This is a genomic window from Glaesserella parasuis (assembly GCF_017352235.1).
GTDB classification, from domain to species: Bacteria; Pseudomonadota; Gammaproteobacteria; order Enterobacterales; family Pasteurellaceae; genus Glaesserella; species Glaesserella parasuis.
The window spans coordinates 2,060,462-2,074,208 of the sequence record NZ_CP071487.1 but is presented as its reverse complement, the minus strand read 5'-3'; the positions used below and the strand labels follow the sequence as shown (position 1 = coordinate 2,074,208).

14 protein-coding genes are annotated in these 13,747 nt (G+C 37.3%); all 14 read right to left on the bottom strand.

Annotated elements, in window-relative coordinates:
• Nucleotides 1-283 precede the first annotated feature (283 nt).
• The 14 genes from J1G47_RS10465 to fldA all read right to left on the bottom strand — a co-directional run bounded on the left by J1G47_RS10465 (nucleotide 284) and on the right by fldA (nucleotide 13,746).
• Nucleotides 284-1,492: an IS256 family transposase gene (locus tag J1G47_RS10465; RefSeq protein ID WP_016527735.1), complete on the bottom strand. Its 1,209-nt coding sequence runs from the start codon at nucleotides 1,490-1,492 to the stop codon at nucleotides 284-286.
• Nucleotides 1,493-1,590: 98 nt separating this feature from the next.
• The gene (locus tag J1G47_RS10460) at nucleotides 1,591-2,025 is read right to left on the bottom strand and encodes a LexA family protein (protein ID WP_005712536.1); all 435 of its coding nucleotides are present in this window, start codon (nucleotides 2,023-2,025) and stop codon (nucleotides 1,591-1,593) included.
• A 107-nt stretch (nucleotides 2,026-2,132) separates the two neighbouring features.
• On the bottom strand, nucleotides 2,133-2,879 hold the full coding sequence (locus J1G47_RS10455; protein WP_005712539.1) for an MlaA family lipoprotein: 747 nt from the start codon (nucleotides 2,877-2,879) through the stop codon (nucleotides 2,133-2,135).
• Between the two features lie 4 nt (nucleotides 2,880-2,883).
• Nucleotides 2,884-3,513 carry an MBL fold metallo-hydrolase gene (locus J1G47_RS10450; protein WP_016528258.1) on the bottom strand — a complete coding sequence of 210 codons (630 nt, stop codon included), beginning with the start codon at nucleotides 3,511-3,513 and terminating at the stop codon, nucleotides 2,884-2,886.
• Nucleotides 3,514-3,526: 13 nt separating this feature from the next.
• A complete protein-coding gene (locus J1G47_RS10445) occupies nucleotides 3,527-4,084 on the bottom strand; it encodes a YcbK family protein (protein ID WP_021115642.1) in 558 nt (185 codons plus the stop codon).
• Between the two features lie 144 nt (nucleotides 4,085-4,228).
• Nucleotides 4,229-5,779, bottom strand: coding sequence for a L,D-transpeptidase family protein (locus tag J1G47_RS10440; protein WP_010785969.1), 1,551 nt, complete (start codon nucleotides 5,777-5,779; stop codon nucleotides 4,229-4,231).
• An 85-nt stretch (nucleotides 5,780-5,864) separates the two neighbouring features.
• Nucleotides 5,865-7,871: a carboxy terminal-processing peptidase gene (prc, locus tag J1G47_RS10435; protein ID WP_015940147.1), complete on the bottom strand. Its 2,007-nt coding sequence runs from the start codon at nucleotides 7,869-7,871 to the stop codon at nucleotides 5,865-5,867.
• A 19-nt stretch (nucleotides 7,872-7,890) separates the two neighbouring features.
• Complete coding sequence (proQ, locus tag J1G47_RS10430; protein WP_075592413.1) at nucleotides 7,891-8,427, bottom strand: RNA chaperone ProQ; 537 nt, start codon at nucleotides 8,425-8,427, stop codon at nucleotides 7,891-7,893.
• A 220-nt stretch (nucleotides 8,428-8,647) separates the two neighbouring features.
• On the bottom strand, nucleotides 8,648-9,301 hold the full coding sequence (locus J1G47_RS10425; RefSeq protein ID WP_160413796.1) for an IS1595 family transposase: 654 nt from the start codon (nucleotides 9,299-9,301) through the stop codon (nucleotides 8,648-8,650).
• A 21-nt stretch (nucleotides 9,302-9,322) separates the two neighbouring features.
• Nucleotides 9,323-9,493 carry a transposase gene (locus tag J1G47_RS12235; protein WP_234885821.1) on the bottom strand — a complete coding sequence of 57 codons (171 nt, stop codon included), beginning with the start codon at nucleotides 9,491-9,493 and terminating at the stop codon, nucleotides 9,323-9,325.
• A gap of 24 nt (nucleotides 9,494-9,517) precedes the next feature.
• Nucleotides 9,518-9,766: a hypothetical protein gene (locus J1G47_RS12330; protein WP_416352720.1), complete on the bottom strand. Its 249-nt coding sequence runs from the start codon at nucleotides 9,764-9,766 to the stop codon at nucleotides 9,518-9,520.
• Nucleotides 9,767-9,992: 226 nt separating this feature from the next.
• Nucleotides 9,993-12,656 (bottom strand): PqiB family protein, encoded by a 2,664-nt coding sequence (locus J1G47_RS10415; protein WP_207326864.1) that lies wholly within the window; start codon nucleotides 12,654-12,656, stop codon nucleotides 9,993-9,995.
• Nucleotides 12,657-12,755: 99 nt separating this feature from the next.
• Nucleotides 12,756-13,202, bottom strand: a complete 447-nt coding sequence (fur, locus tag J1G47_RS10410) for a ferric iron uptake transcriptional regulator (RefSeq protein WP_005710622.1) — start codon at nucleotides 13,200-13,202, stop codon at nucleotides 12,756-12,758.
• Between the two features lie 19 nt (nucleotides 13,203-13,221).
• Nucleotides 13,222-13,746 (bottom strand): flavodoxin FldA, encoded by a 525-nt coding sequence (gene fldA / locus J1G47_RS10405; RefSeq protein WP_005710620.1) that lies wholly within the window; start codon nucleotides 13,744-13,746, stop codon nucleotides 13,222-13,224.
• Between the last annotated feature and the right edge of the window lies 1 nt (nucleotide 13,747).

Below are 13,747 nucleotides of genomic sequence, written 5' to 3'. Positions count from 1 at the left end.
AAACGTCGTAATGCAAGAAGTGCTTATACCAGCTTAAAGCGTTATATGGATTTTATTTTTACCTATGAGAAATATTCTAAATTAAATATAGAAAATACAATAAATCGCTTAGAGGGATTATTTAGCGAGCTTAAGCAAAAATTAAATAATCATAACTGATTAACAAAAAGGCGTAATATTTTGTTTATACAAGATTTTTTTAAATAAAAAGAGTTGCTAAGAATAATTAAAAATACCCATTAGCAGACCCTATCCCAAATTCTGTGTAAACACCCATTTCAACTTAACGGTGATCGTCTAAGCGATCACCAAAATCAATCATAAATCGATTCATCGCCAGTTTCCAGTTCTGAATCGGCATTGTCCATTTTTTTGATGCATCTTTAATCGCAAGCCAAATCACTTTGAAAACTGAATCATCCGTCGGGAATACATTTCGTTTTTTAATCACGCGACGAATCACGCTATTAAGCGATTCCACAGCATTCGTGGTATAAATCGCTTTACGAATATCAGCCGGATAATCAAAAAATGTGGCAATATTTGCCCAGTTATCTTCCCAGCCTTTCGCCACAAGCGGGTATTTTGCCTGCCATTTTTGCGAAAGTGCGGTCAGATTTTCGCGAGCTTGTGCTTCCGTCGGGGCCTGATAAACCTGCTTTAAATCTGCGGTGACGGCTTTGTAATCTTTCCACGAAACGAATTTCAAGCTGTTACGCACTAAATGCACAATGCAAAGCTGAATTTTCGTTTTAGGATAGACTGCATTGATGGCTTCCGGGAAGCCTTTTAAACCGTCTACACAGGCAATAAAAATGTCTTTTAAGCCTCGATTTTGAAGCTCTGTCAGCACATTCGCCCAGAACTTCGCACCTTCATTTTCAGCAATCCAAAGCCCCAATAACTCTTTATGTCCTTCAAGATTCACACCCAAGGCAACAAACACGGATTTGTTGATAATTCGTCCATCTTGGCGTACTTTCACTACGATACAATCTAGGTAAACAATTGGATAAACCGCATCAAGTGGGCGATTTTGCCATTCCATTACGCGTTCTTTCACGGCGTCGGTAACGCGAGAAATCAGGCTGCTTGACACATCCGCATCATAGAGTTCTTTGAACATTTCAACGATTTCCTGATTACTTAACCCTTTGGAATATAAGGCAATAATCTGCTCATCCATTCCTGTGATGCGGGTTTGGTTTTTCTTGATAAGTTGCGGTTCAAAGGTGCCGTCACGGTCACGAGGCGTCTCAATTTCTATCTCACCTTCATCACAAATGACGGTCTTAGATGTGTAACCGTTACGTGCATTTTTACCTTTTCTAGGCTGATGTTTTTCATAACCAAGATGGTCGGTCAGTTCACCATTTAACGCAGCCTCGACGGTGATTTTCTTGAGCATCCGTGAAAATTGATTGAGGTCTTCTGGTGTTTTTAGGTTTTTGGCAAATTCCGCTGCCAAGGCGTGAAGTTGTTTTTCGTTCATAATAAAATACCTGTGTCTGAATGTATTATCTCAGAAACAGGTATTTACACAAATTGTGGGAGAGGCTCCATTAGCAAGTATTTTATTTATTATACCTATCAATTAGACAATCTGTTTTTTTGCAATGCGCGATGTTTTACTTGATGTACGATATTTGTAATCACCCCAGCGATATTTACATCACTCCATTCTTTAATGCGTAAATTAGGTTCTGAGGTGTCTAAAGAAAATAAAATCTTCTCTCCATTAATCTCACTGAAAAATTGGTAGAACTTATACTCTTGATTTTTCTCTAATACCAAAAGATCGTTAACTTCAGCAGATTGATTATTCTCTACAATTAACAAATCATCTAATTCGATCCCCCATGCAATTAAATTAGGGTTTTTCACATGAACCAGAAAGGTTTCAGAAGGACGACGAACATAAAGAGAATAGAGATCCAGTTTGATTGGGTGCTTTATATTAGAATCTCGATAAAGGGGTAAAGGCTGATGGGATTGTGCCAATGTTAGTGATCTAAGATACGCCATAAAATCCTCTAAAATAAATCTGTTTGTTTATACAGTTATTTTACTGTTTAAACACACAGTGTCAATAGGAATTTTGCGTTTTAGTGTAAATTTTTACAGGTAAATCATCAATCAATATTTTTTAGCTGTTCTTCAGATAATGTTTCTTGCTCACTATTTTCTGTTTTACCATCTTTTACTTTAAACTCTAAATTTTGAAAATAAGCTTCTCGGAAAGTAATGTAAGGATCTTGAGATTGCTTCAATAACGCTTCTTGTCCTATAAGCTGTGCACGGGAATCTACTCCTTGTACGACATATTTTGTGATACTCCAAGGTGTAGCGAGTAAAGATAAAACTGGATAACTAGTATCTACTAATCGACCTAAATCTTGACGAGGCGTTGCGGGTCCATACATTGGTAACATCACATAAGGTCCTGTAGGCACATTATACGCGCCTAGAGTATCCCCAAATTCTCTACGTTTATCAATTTTAAGATCATTGGTCATACTCGCGAAGTCAATTAACCCGCCTAATCCAAAGATAGAGTTAAACCAAAAGCGAGTAAAGTGAACCATCGCTTTTTGTCCTTCCCCTTCAATTAATCGGTTTACAAAGCTGGCAGGTTCATCAAGGTTATTTGCCACATTGACTAAACCTGTTTTAATTGGGCTAGGTACATAATCTCGCCAACCTTTTGCCACAGGTTCAAGAATATAAGGGTCTAGATATTCGTAATTGACTTTCCACATGGCACGGTTAAATCCTTCCAACGGATCTGAACGGGTGCCAGTTTCAGGATCAATAGAAGCAGTACAAGCGGTTAGAAAAGCGGTATTGAGAACTAAAAATAGAAGTTTAATTTTTTTCATATGACTACTTTAAAAAAGGGTTGTGTTGTTTTTCACGTCCTACTGTGGTATGAGATCCGTGTCCAGGAATAATGATAAAATCATCTTCTAAATCAAATAGTTGTGTTTTTATTGTATAAATGAGCTGCTCAAAATTACCTTGGTATAAATCGGTTCTTCCAATACTATCTTTGAAAAGCACATCGCCACTAAAGGCAATTTTATTCTCAAAATCAAAAAAGCCGATATGACCTGGTGAATGGCCTGGTAAATAGCGAATATGGAATGTTAAAGCCCCAATTTGAATTTTATCACCTGCATTTAACCAGTGATCTGGTAGAAAAGCGGGCGATGCAGGAAGCCCGTAGCTCTGACAAATATTAGGAAGTTGTTCAAAAAGAGGTTGATCGTTTTGATGAGAACCAAAGACATCAACATTAAAATGTTTTCTCAGTTGATCGACAGCCATAATATGATCAAGATGACCGTGAGTAATCAACAATTTCTGCACATTTAATTGCTGTTCTTCCACAAACCGAATTATTTTGTCTGCATCATCACCAGCGTCAATAATAACCGCATTCTTTTCGTTATCCCAAACGACAGAACAATTTTGTTGGAAAACACTTACAGGGATAATTTGCAAATTAAACATAAAATCAAACCGCTTATGAACCACGCCAAGTACGAACAGGGCCAGTGTCGACGTGGACAAAATTACTGTGAGGATAATAACCAACCCCCCCGTTATTCAGGCTTTCTGCTGCCGCTTTTATGCGGGCAAGAGGAACACCTTCAATACGGAAATCAATGGCTTTACCTAAAATATGGTAGCTATTGCTAGCAACGCCTCGACTACGACGGCGTAATCTAGCATTTGTTTGAGCAGAACGATATCCGCTTACAATAAGAATTTCAGATTTACGAAGACCCAAGCGAGCTTGAATTTGAGTTAATTTTACGAATAGTTTTGGGTCAATTCGCTTAATTCTGTTGATATGCACATCGCGCATAATATGATTTAATTTGTTAAGATCCTTTGCAGCAAATCCGTTAGTGTGATAATTAGCAGATAAGGTCTCGCCTGTACTTAAGCGTTTTAAACGTAGAATAAGAGGTTTTGGAGTTGACGTTACCGCATGAACTAAATTAGGTAACAAGGTTGCACCCAAAACTATTCCGCCTAATGCAAGCCATCTTTGGCGTTGTAAATTTGTTTGTTCCATTTTATCCTCGCATTTGGGTTATTTACCGACAATCTCTCCTTTAATCTCTTGAAGGTAAATATATTCAGCCTGACTTCGACATTTTATCAAAAAGGAAGTTCTAAAAAATAGCCTATCGTTTTCGGAAATTTTTTATTTTGTGGACTAGATCACACTTTTTACTTTTTCCCAATCTAAGTTGATTTTAGGTAATGATTTATCAAATTGATAAATATCAGGTAAGGTGTATATTTTACCGCCTTCAATCCAGGATGTTACATAATATAAATAAACAGGATTATCTGAACGAATAGGTGCAGAAGTTGTTTTTTTGCTTGCAAGAACGTCCTGTTTTCTCTGCGCTGACCACCCAGCTTCTGCTAATAATAACGTAGCTAGTTCATCTGCTTTAGCTACACGAACACAGCCAGAGCTTAACGCACGATTTTTTTTACTAAATAACCCTCTATTTGGTGTATCGTGCAAATAGATTGCATCGGAACTTGGCATATTAAATTTATAACGCCCTAAAGCACTATCATCTCCCGCTTTTTGACGGATATGATACGGGAAATTATTTTTTCCTTCATAAGCTGCCCAGTTGATACTATGAGCACTAAATTTATTCCCTTTCCCATCTAAAATTTCATAGCCTAATTTATCAGCAAGGATTGGTTCTTTACGAAGTTTTGGTACTAAATCTTTATTCTTAATTGTTGATGGAACATTCCAAGGCGGATTGACGACAACGTTGCTCAGTTTGCTGTACATGACAGGTGTTTTGCGATCATTTCTTCCCACGATTACTTTAGACTGTAAAACAAGTTTGCCCTCTCTGAAATAATAGAGCTGATAGCTTGGGATATTGACAAAAATTCCATTATTAAAACTTGGAATAAGACGTAAACGCTGCGCATTAAGTGCTAATTGAGTAAATGAAGGCGTGTTTACACTACCTTTATTCTCTTTTGTAGATTTTGCTGATTTATTACCACCCTGATTGAGAGCATCATTAGATGATATTTCAAATAATTTTTGTACGGTTTCTTGGTAAATATGGTTTTTAGGTATTAGATCCGTGACAAACTGAGCGTAGCGATCTTGCTTAATCGCTTCCAACCAAGTAGCAATACGATATTCTGTTGGTGTTTTAATTGAATAACTTCCTAAATGATATAACCATTGATTTGCAAATTGATCGACATTTTCTGTGTAATAGAGATAGTCTAAGAAACTATCTGTGAGTAGAATATCGCGAGCAAATCCCTCATTCATATTTAGAATTTGTTGTAACGCATTAGCCGATTTAGGCGAAACGCCGCTTACAGCGAATACTGCATATTCTTTTAAAAACTGTTTTTCTGCCACTTTATCTTTCCACAAAGGGGCAAACTCATTATTGAGATAGACTTTTGCTGTCGTATTGGATAATAGTAAATGATAGCCTAATGTTTCTTGTTGAATACGTTGTTCGGCATGAATTAATTTTTCGGCTTCAATGCGTTTTCTTTCAGCCAATTGAAATTGATATTCTGCATCTTGTGTCAGTTCAGCAATACGGACTAATTGCGCTTTAAAACTTAACTGAGGCAAAATTTGTTCATCAGGAACAGGCGTTGCAGCATTATGTTGAGAACTAACATTCAACGCACTTCCATTTTCAGCAACCACAGCACTAGAAAACAATATTACTGACAAAAAAGTTAAACTTTTCATTCAATTTAATCCATTAGGAAAATGAATAATAAATCAGACCGCTTAAACAGCGGCCTGATAAACTTCCACATTATAAACGTATTTATTATTTTTTATCAAATTGTAACCAATCAACCATCATCTGCTCTGTTTCTTTTAAGAAGAAATCAGGAGCTTCATAGTCTTTTGGTAACTGTTCAAGATCTTTGATCTGTTTTTTACCTTCGCGTTTAAAGCGTGCATTTAAATCTTTCAAACGACGTGCTTCATCAGCTTTACTCTCTTCTTGACGAGAAGCTAAATTAAGTGAGGTAAATTTACGATCATCTCTTTCCTTATTAATTGCGATAGTTTCATTTAAAGCAATAAATTCAGGATTTTTAGCAATACGTTTTTCGTGATTTTCAGTGAGTTGTGCAACTACATCTCTAGCTTTTGCGACTTCTGAATAAGTTGCTGCAGGAATTTTATCCCAAGGCAAAGCATTATCTTCAAATCCTTCCCCTGTTTTTTCTGCATTGATAATTTCAGGGAAACGAATATCTGCTTCAACCCCTTTAATTTGGGTGCTGCCACCATTAATTCGATAGAATTTTTGGATTGTATATTGGATAAAACCTAACGGCTCTTGATCCAAATCATAAACCATATTTAAAGAACGGTTTTGTTGAACAGTACCTTTACCAAAACTTTGCTGCCCGATAATAATCGCACGATTGTAATCTTGCATTGCAGCCGCAAAAATTTCAGAAGCCGAAGCACTATGACGGTTAATCATCACTAAAATGTTGCCATCATATAATGTTGTACTATCGGTATCTTCGTGAACACGAATACGATTAAAAGCATCTCTAACCTGAACAACAGGACCATCTTTAATAAATAATCCCGTTAATTCCACTACCTCAGGCAAAGAACCGCCACCATTTTCACGCAGGTCAATAATCAACCCATCTGCTTTTTTGGTTTTCATCTGTTCGAGAAGTTTACGCACATCTGCAGTCAAACCAATATAGAAACTTGGAATTTTGATCACAGCAATATTTTTTCCGTCTACTTTATCAACAGTTAATTTCGCCGCACTGTCTTCAAGGCGAATTTTATCCCGAACTAAACTAATAATCTTGGTTTTGCCGCCTTTAGCAGGTTCAATTTCAAGATAAACCGTCGAACCTTTTTTACCTTTGATATTATCGACAACATCATCTAAACGCCAGCCAATCACATCTTCGATTTTATCTTTTGATTGCCCCACACCAACAATTTTGTCACCTGCTGCAATTTTTTTACTACGCGCTGCTGGCGCACCAGGCACTAAAGATTTAATGATCGTAATATCATCTTCCATTGAAAGCGTCGCACCAATGCCTTCTAAAGACAAGTTCATACTCTCTTGGAAACGTTTAGCTGCACGAGGTGAAAGATAACTTGTATGCGGATCAATTTCTCTTGCAAAAGCGTTGAGATAAGTTTGCAGAATATCATCGGCTTTATTTTGTGTTAAACGACGAATTGCCAAGTTATAACGTTTAGTCAGTGTTTTCTTGATTTCAGGCCATTTCTTATCTTTCAAATAAAGATTAATAATATCGTTTTTTACTCGTTGCAACCAAAGCTCATCAGCTTCTGTGGTAGTTTTCGGGAACGGTGCTTTTTCACGATCATTTTCAATTTGATCCTGCCCTTTTAAATCAGGCTCTTTATCTAACAAAGACAAAGCATATTTATAACGTTCATAACGACGTTTTGTCATTAACTCATACATTTCAAAGGCAATATCTAGTTTGCCTTCATAGAGTTCTTCATCTAACTTGGTTGCATACTTAGCACGCAATTCATCAATATCAGACTGTAAAAAGGTATTGTGAGAACCATCAAGCCAATCAATATAACGATTAAAGATTTTCTCAGAAAAAGCATCATCTAGTTGAAACTTATGATAATGCGATTGTGTTAAACGAGCTGTAACACGTTTAGTTGAAATACTATGTTGTTCTGTTGGTTTTGGAATGATTAATTCACTTTCTTTTATTTGAGGTTCTGCAGCAAAACTATTTATGCTACAAACTCCCAAACATAACCCAAGTAATGTGGTGAATTTATTATATTTCATATCAATCCTATAAATGCGACTATTTCTTGCCTTTGGCAAATTTGCTTTCTAATGCGGACAAACTTTCTAAAGATGCTTTTGGCATTTCTTGTTTTTTCGTTTCAGCCCGTTTTTTGGCATGTGCTTCACGTGCTTTTTGTTTAAAGAAAGTTTTACGCTCTTCCTTGCGTTTCTCTTTTAATTGTAGAGCTTTACGTTCTGCATAAGCTGCTTTTGCTTCGGCTAAAGATTGCGCTGCATGTTCTGCTTGTGCAGCTTCAACAACACTCGCTTCTTCTCCTTGAAGACCGACACGTACAGCACCTTCTTTACAAGCGTGTAAGTAACGCCAGCTCATTGTATAAACGCGTAATGCTTGACGAAGCCCCGTTTTACTGATTTTTTCATCATCACTCAGCGCTTCAACTAAATCTTGGAAAAGTCCAATTTTTAGAGGTTTAGCTTCGCCTTCTAAACTAAAGCAAAGCGGAAATTTTTCAGCCAAATAAGCAATGATTTCTTTTGTAGATAAAGCGGTTTTTAGGTTTTGAATGGTATTAAGTTGTTGTTCAGACATAAAATGTTCCAATCTAAAAAATGAATGTTAGGTAAGCGAATAAAAATGCTACCTACTATATTTTATTTAGTTACAGTAGTCCATAGACTTTCCAATAAGTTCCTTATTCTTTAGTAAAAATTTTATTTTTTAAAATAATATTTGCCTTATACAGTGATAAATGTTGTAATGCTGCCCGTTGAAATTTTCAACCATTTTTAGGGGCTGACGCAGATTAGCTCTAATTTTCACACCATTTTCTCAATGTTTTTAACTGCTCTTTTGGTATCCCAAAGTTAAACCGAAATTCATATTCTTTCAAGAATAAAGGGAAACTTTTTCGGTCAATTCCATTATATTTTCGGAGTATCCGCTTGGCTTGACTCCAAAAATTTTCAATGCCGTTGATGTGATTTTGTTTCACTGTAAACAGCTCCGAATGGTTAATTCGTTCGTGGTGAAATTCGCTTACATCAAGGGCATCATAACTACGATAAGTATCTGTATAAACCCAGCTGTCGGGCTTGATTTTCCTTGATATAACAGGCATTAGCGTTGTTGTCTTCGTATCATTGACTACCACAGTAAATACTTTTCCTTGCCGTTTCAATATCCCAAAGACAGCCACTTTTCCTGCCGCTCCACGACCTCGTTTTCCTTTACGATGTCCACCAAAATAGCTTTCATCCAACTCAATTTGTCCGTCAAATACTTCATCCACTTCAAGTGCTAAATGATAGCAGATGACCTCGCGGATTTTGCGATAAAACAGGATTGCTGAATTGGGCTGAATACCGAGTAAATCTGCGGCTGATCGAGCAGTTACTTCTAACACAAAAAATTCAAGTAGCTTTTTCTGTATAGATTTCTTTAATTTACAATGAGTTATCTTCATTTTTGTAGGTTAGCATGCTAGCTAATCTACGTCAGCCTCTAAATCTTTCATCAAACCACGTCTACCATCACAGGTAATCGATTGAATTATATAGCCTTTTTCTCTTAACCTATTCAGGGCAAGTTTGTAGTAAATATATTTTTCGGTTCGCACAAAATAATGGGAAATGACATTATTTGAAAGCGTATCCATTAACACTAATACGCCAAAATAACGTCAGAAAAACGTTGTATCCATAATGATATTCAGGTATCGATTTGAAGGCAGTTTTAAAGCCGTTTTAAGTGCTTTATCGATATATCTTTGAATCGTTCTGACTGAACAATGATATTTAACGGCGAGTTGTTGATAGGTTTGTTTTCCGGATGTGTAATCAGTCCAAATCTTAATTGGATCTAATTTAGTTTTTAAGATAAAGGTTTTATGACATTCATTACAAAAATAACGTTGAGTCTTATTTTGTATTCCATGTTTCTTTATTTTCAGACTTTGGCAAAATGGGCAGTTTTTTGTTCATATTTCAAAAAGAGGGCTTAAGGCCTTGTACTATAGGGCTTTAAGCCACTTTTTAGCAACTATTTGTCTATTACACCTATTTAATTTTCGCTTAAGTTCACTAAATGATCCCTCTAAACGATTTGCCATCTTTTCTATATTTAATTCAGAATGTTTTGTCTGTTACATGAATTTCCTACTCTGCCAACCCCTGATCCCACTCTAATGCTTCTTCAGGTAATTTACGTTGTAATAAAAATCTGCGGTTAGCTTCTGCCTGAGGTTGAACAACCTTACTTGATGGGGTTGAGAAACTAATTCCGCCGTTAAATAATTGAGACATTGTGCCTGAGTTGATACTGACACCATTGAGGCTAATATCCATTGTATAGCCTGACGAAGCCCAGAACTCGCTATTTTTACGGACAAGGTGTTTATATTGGTTGGCTATGCGTAAATGGATCAGCACTCGGTCGCCGAGTTCGCTTAAACTGAGCTGTTGTACCATACCCACTTGCATTCCTCGATACATTACAGGGGCTTGAGGGGTGATGCCATTTGCGTCTGTGGTTTCCACAATGATTGGGAAGCCGTTGCCGTATTGTGTATCTGAGGTGTCCGTTGCCCCTAATTTGAACTGTGTTTTTCGTTTGCCATTTCCGGCTTCTACGCTGATGTAGTTTTGAATAACGGCATCAAGATTTTTGAAGCCTGTTGTGTCAATTTCAGGGGAAACGGCATTAAATTTGCTACCTGCTTTGGCAACGATGGCATAATATTGTCCTTCGATGTAAGCGGTGGCTTTAACCTGTTTTTTTGCATTGTCTAGCTGTAGCGTTTCAACATTGCCGATGGTTAATCCCATATACTTAATCGGCATTCCTTTGCTTAATTTAGAAGCATCTTGAGCAATCAAGGTGATATAAGTATTACCAGAAGTCGCTTTCGTATAACTGCTGTATAAGGTTTTGTTACCTTTAGTTCCTTGATTATCAAAGCTAATCGCCCCTTTGAGTGTTCGCATTAGTGAACCCATTTTGAGATTAACACCGTTGGTAGACACGTTTACATCTACCGCAGGCTCAACCCAAAATCGACTAGTTTCCGTCAGCAGATGGCGATATTTAGGTTCAATAAATAGATCAACTTCAAACTTCGTTTTTTGTGGGCGAATATTAAGTACTTCACCTATCGGGAAGTTGCGATAAAGCACTTGTGAGCCTTTATCAATGCCGGATAATTCTGTAGCAGACAAACTCAGCGTTGCCTTTTTCTCACCGCTTACAATACCAGCTTCAGCACTCTCAAGATCTTTGTATAACGGATATTGTTTTTTCGCTTCCCCTTGAGCTTTATCTGAGAGAATACGAATACCGCCAGCAAGCCATTCAGATGGAGAAGCAGATTGTACTCTTAGACCATCTAAGCCAACAGCAATATCTAAGTGTGAAATCGCCACAAATTTGCTGTTCCCTGCGACAAGGGTACGATAAGGCGGATAGATGATGCCTTGAAATTCTACGCCGTTAAGCGATAACTGGCGTTTCACAATTTCACCGATTTGTATATCGTTATAGTAAATGCCTTGTCCTTCGCTTACGCCATAAGATTGCGGCGATGAAAGGGTAATTGCTAAAACGTTAGGACGAGTGAGCAAATAATCAGCTTCTTTTTGTACATTAAACGTCAGTTTAGGCTCGCCATCACCCTTTTCAATTTCAAAGTAAGTCCCTCTCAATAGCTCACCCACTTTACTCAATTGTTCTTTATTGAGTGCAAATTTAGGTTCTTTCAGGAGAATTTGACTGCCTGAGCGTAATAAATCCGTATGTGCAGGGTCGATCAATAATTTACCTTGAATAGTCGCTTTGGTTGGTTTGGTTTCAAAGTAATCTTGTTCGGTTTCATTCAGTTCGAGGTGCGAAAGTACGCCAACTTGCAGGTTTTGGAAATATACCGGCGTTTCATTTACTTTTAAATTCGGCATCATTGGCAAGGTGATATTGACTTCCGTCCCTCGTTGAGCCAATTTTAAGTTATCGAAAAGTTGAAAACGTTCGCCCTGTTTGGCATTTGTTGCCATCTCAGGCGAGTCAAAAGCAACAGCCCCTTGCACCATTGAAGCAAGGCTATCTACATTGAGATTTACGCCAGTAAGATTGGCATTAAATTGAATACCGCTAATGTTCCAAAAGCGACTTTCTTTTTTGACGAGATTGGCGTATTTTTTATCAATAACTACGTCAATTTCGACATTCTTTTGATCTGGAGTAAAGCGGTAATCGGCAATGCTTCCCACTGGCACTTTTCGATAATACACGCTTGCCCCCACAGTCATTGAGCCTAAATCTGAGGCAACTAATTTCACCAATAAATCGCCATCAGCAACGGTCACTGCAGGTGGTTCATCTTCAGCCACAAATTCATCTTCACTAGAGGCATCTTCATCATCATTCGGCAATAAAGTGATGTAGTTACCTGAAACAAGTGCATCTAACCCCGACACCCCAGCTAAAGAGGCACTCGGTTTGACTAGCCAGAACTTTGTTCCTTCTTTTAATACCGATTTCGCTTCGGGATTAACTTCCGCCTCCACCTCAACCTCTTTTAACTCATTGATAAAATAGACTTTTTTTACTTGACCAATTTGCAAGCCTTGATAACGAATAGCGGTTTTTCCTGCAGTAATCCCATCGCCTTTACTAAAACGAATGGTAATTTTCTGTCCTTGCTCTTGAAGAATTTGGAAAAAAAGCAAACAACCAATCACAAAAGCGACAATTGGCAATAACCAAAATGGCGAAATTTTACGAGGCTGTCTAATTTTAGCAGGAATACTGTTTGGCATATTTTCAGACATCATTTTATCACTTTTAAATACAAGCAAGCGGCGAGATTTTGCAAAAGGTTTGCGAAATCTCACCGCTCTTGTGTTTATTAACTCATTGAAAAAGAAGAATTATTTTTTGTCTTTCTCATCACATTTTTGAATATTGCTACATTTACCATACAAATATAAGCTATGGTTTGCAAGCTCAATTCCGTGTTGTTGGCTGATTTCACGCTGACGGCGTTCAATTTCAGAGTCTTTAAATTCAAACACTTTACCACAATCCATACAGATAATATGGTCGTGCTGGTGGTTCATATTTAATTCATAGACGGCTTTATTCGCATCAAAATTATGGCGAGTTAAAATGCCAACTTCTTCAAATTGATTTAATACACGATAAACTGTTGCTAATCCAATTTCAGACTGACGTTCTAGCAATAATTTATAAATGTCCTCAGCAGAAAAATGCTGCATACTATCACGGGTGATTTGCATTAACTCAAGGATTGTTAAACGTGGCCCAGTAACTTTTAAACCTACTTTTTTCAACAATTTCACATTTTCTTCAGACATATATCCTCCAATAGATATATTAAGCTAATTCCGCTAAATACATTTCATCAAAAATTTGTTTACACCAACGGTTTACACGTTCTTCGGTGAGTTCTGGCTGGCGATCTTCATCAATACATAAACCAACAAAGGTTTCATCATCAATTAATGCTTGTGAAGCCTCGAAAGTATAACCTTCCGTAGGCCAGTGACCGACAATTGTACCGCCATTAGGTTCAATAACATCACGCACAGTTCCCATTGCATCACAGAAATATTCTGCATAGTCTTCTTGGTCGCCACAACCAAAGATACCCACGATTTTTCCTGTAAAATCAATTTCTTTTAATGTCGGCATAAAATCGTCCCAATCTGCTTGAGATTCACCGTAATACCACGTTGGAATACCAATTAATAAGAAATCGTAGGCTTCAATATCTTCCTTCGTGCTTTTTGCAATATCACGAATATCCACTAGATTTTCACCTAGTTGTTTTTGAATCATTTTAGAAATGTTTTCTGTGTTTCCAGTATCACTACCGTAAAATAAACCGACAACTGCCATT

Bases quoted from the DNA above. Each gene is read 5' to 3' on its own strand.
- J1G47_RS10415 (WP_207326864.1), bottom strand. From the start codon at position 12,656: ATGTCTGAAAATATGCCAAACAGTATTCCTGCTAAAATTAGACAGCCT.
- fldA (WP_005710620.1), bottom strand. From the start codon at position 13,746: ATGGCAGTTGTCGGTTTATTTTACGGTAGTGATACTGGAAACACAGAA.
- J1G47_RS10450 (WP_016528258.1), bottom strand. From the start codon at position 3,513: ATGTTTAATTTGCAAATTATCCCTGTAAGTGTTTTCCAACAAAATTGT.
- fur (WP_005710622.1), bottom strand. From the start codon at position 13,202: ATGTCTGAAGAAAATGTGAAATTGTTGAAAAAAGTAGGTTTAAAAGTT.
- J1G47_RS10445 (WP_021115642.1), bottom strand. From the start codon at position 4,084: ATGGAACAAACAAATTTACAACGCCAAAGATGGCTTGCATTAGGCGGA.
- J1G47_RS10425 (WP_160413796.1), bottom strand. From the start codon at position 9,301: ATGAAGATAACTCATTGTAAATTAAAGAAATCTATACAGAAAAAGCTA.
- J1G47_RS10465 (WP_016527735.1), bottom strand. From the start codon at position 1,492: ATGAACGAAAAACAACTTCACGCCTTGGCAGCGGAATTTGCCAAAAAC.
- J1G47_RS10455 (WP_005712539.1), bottom strand. From the start codon at position 2,879: ATGAAAAAAATTAAACTTCTATTTTTAGTTCTCAATACCGCTTTTCTA.
- J1G47_RS10440 (WP_010785969.1), bottom strand. From the start codon at position 5,779: ATGAAAAGTTTAACTTTTTTGTCAGTAATATTGTTTTCTAGTGCTGTG.
- J1G47_RS10460 (WP_005712536.1), bottom strand. From the start codon at position 2,025: ATGGCGTATCTTAGATCACTAACATTGGCACAATCCCATCAGCCTTTA.
- proQ (WP_075592413.1), bottom strand. From the start codon at position 8,427: ATGTCTGAACAACAACTTAATACCATTCAAAACCTAAAAACCGCTTTA.
- prc (WP_015940147.1), bottom strand. From the start codon at position 7,871: ATGAAATATAATAAATTCACCACATTACTTGGGTTATGTTTGGGAGTT.
- J1G47_RS12235 (WP_234885821.1), bottom strand. From the start codon at position 9,493: ATGGATACGCTTTCAAATAATGTCATTTCCCATTATTTTGTGCGAACC.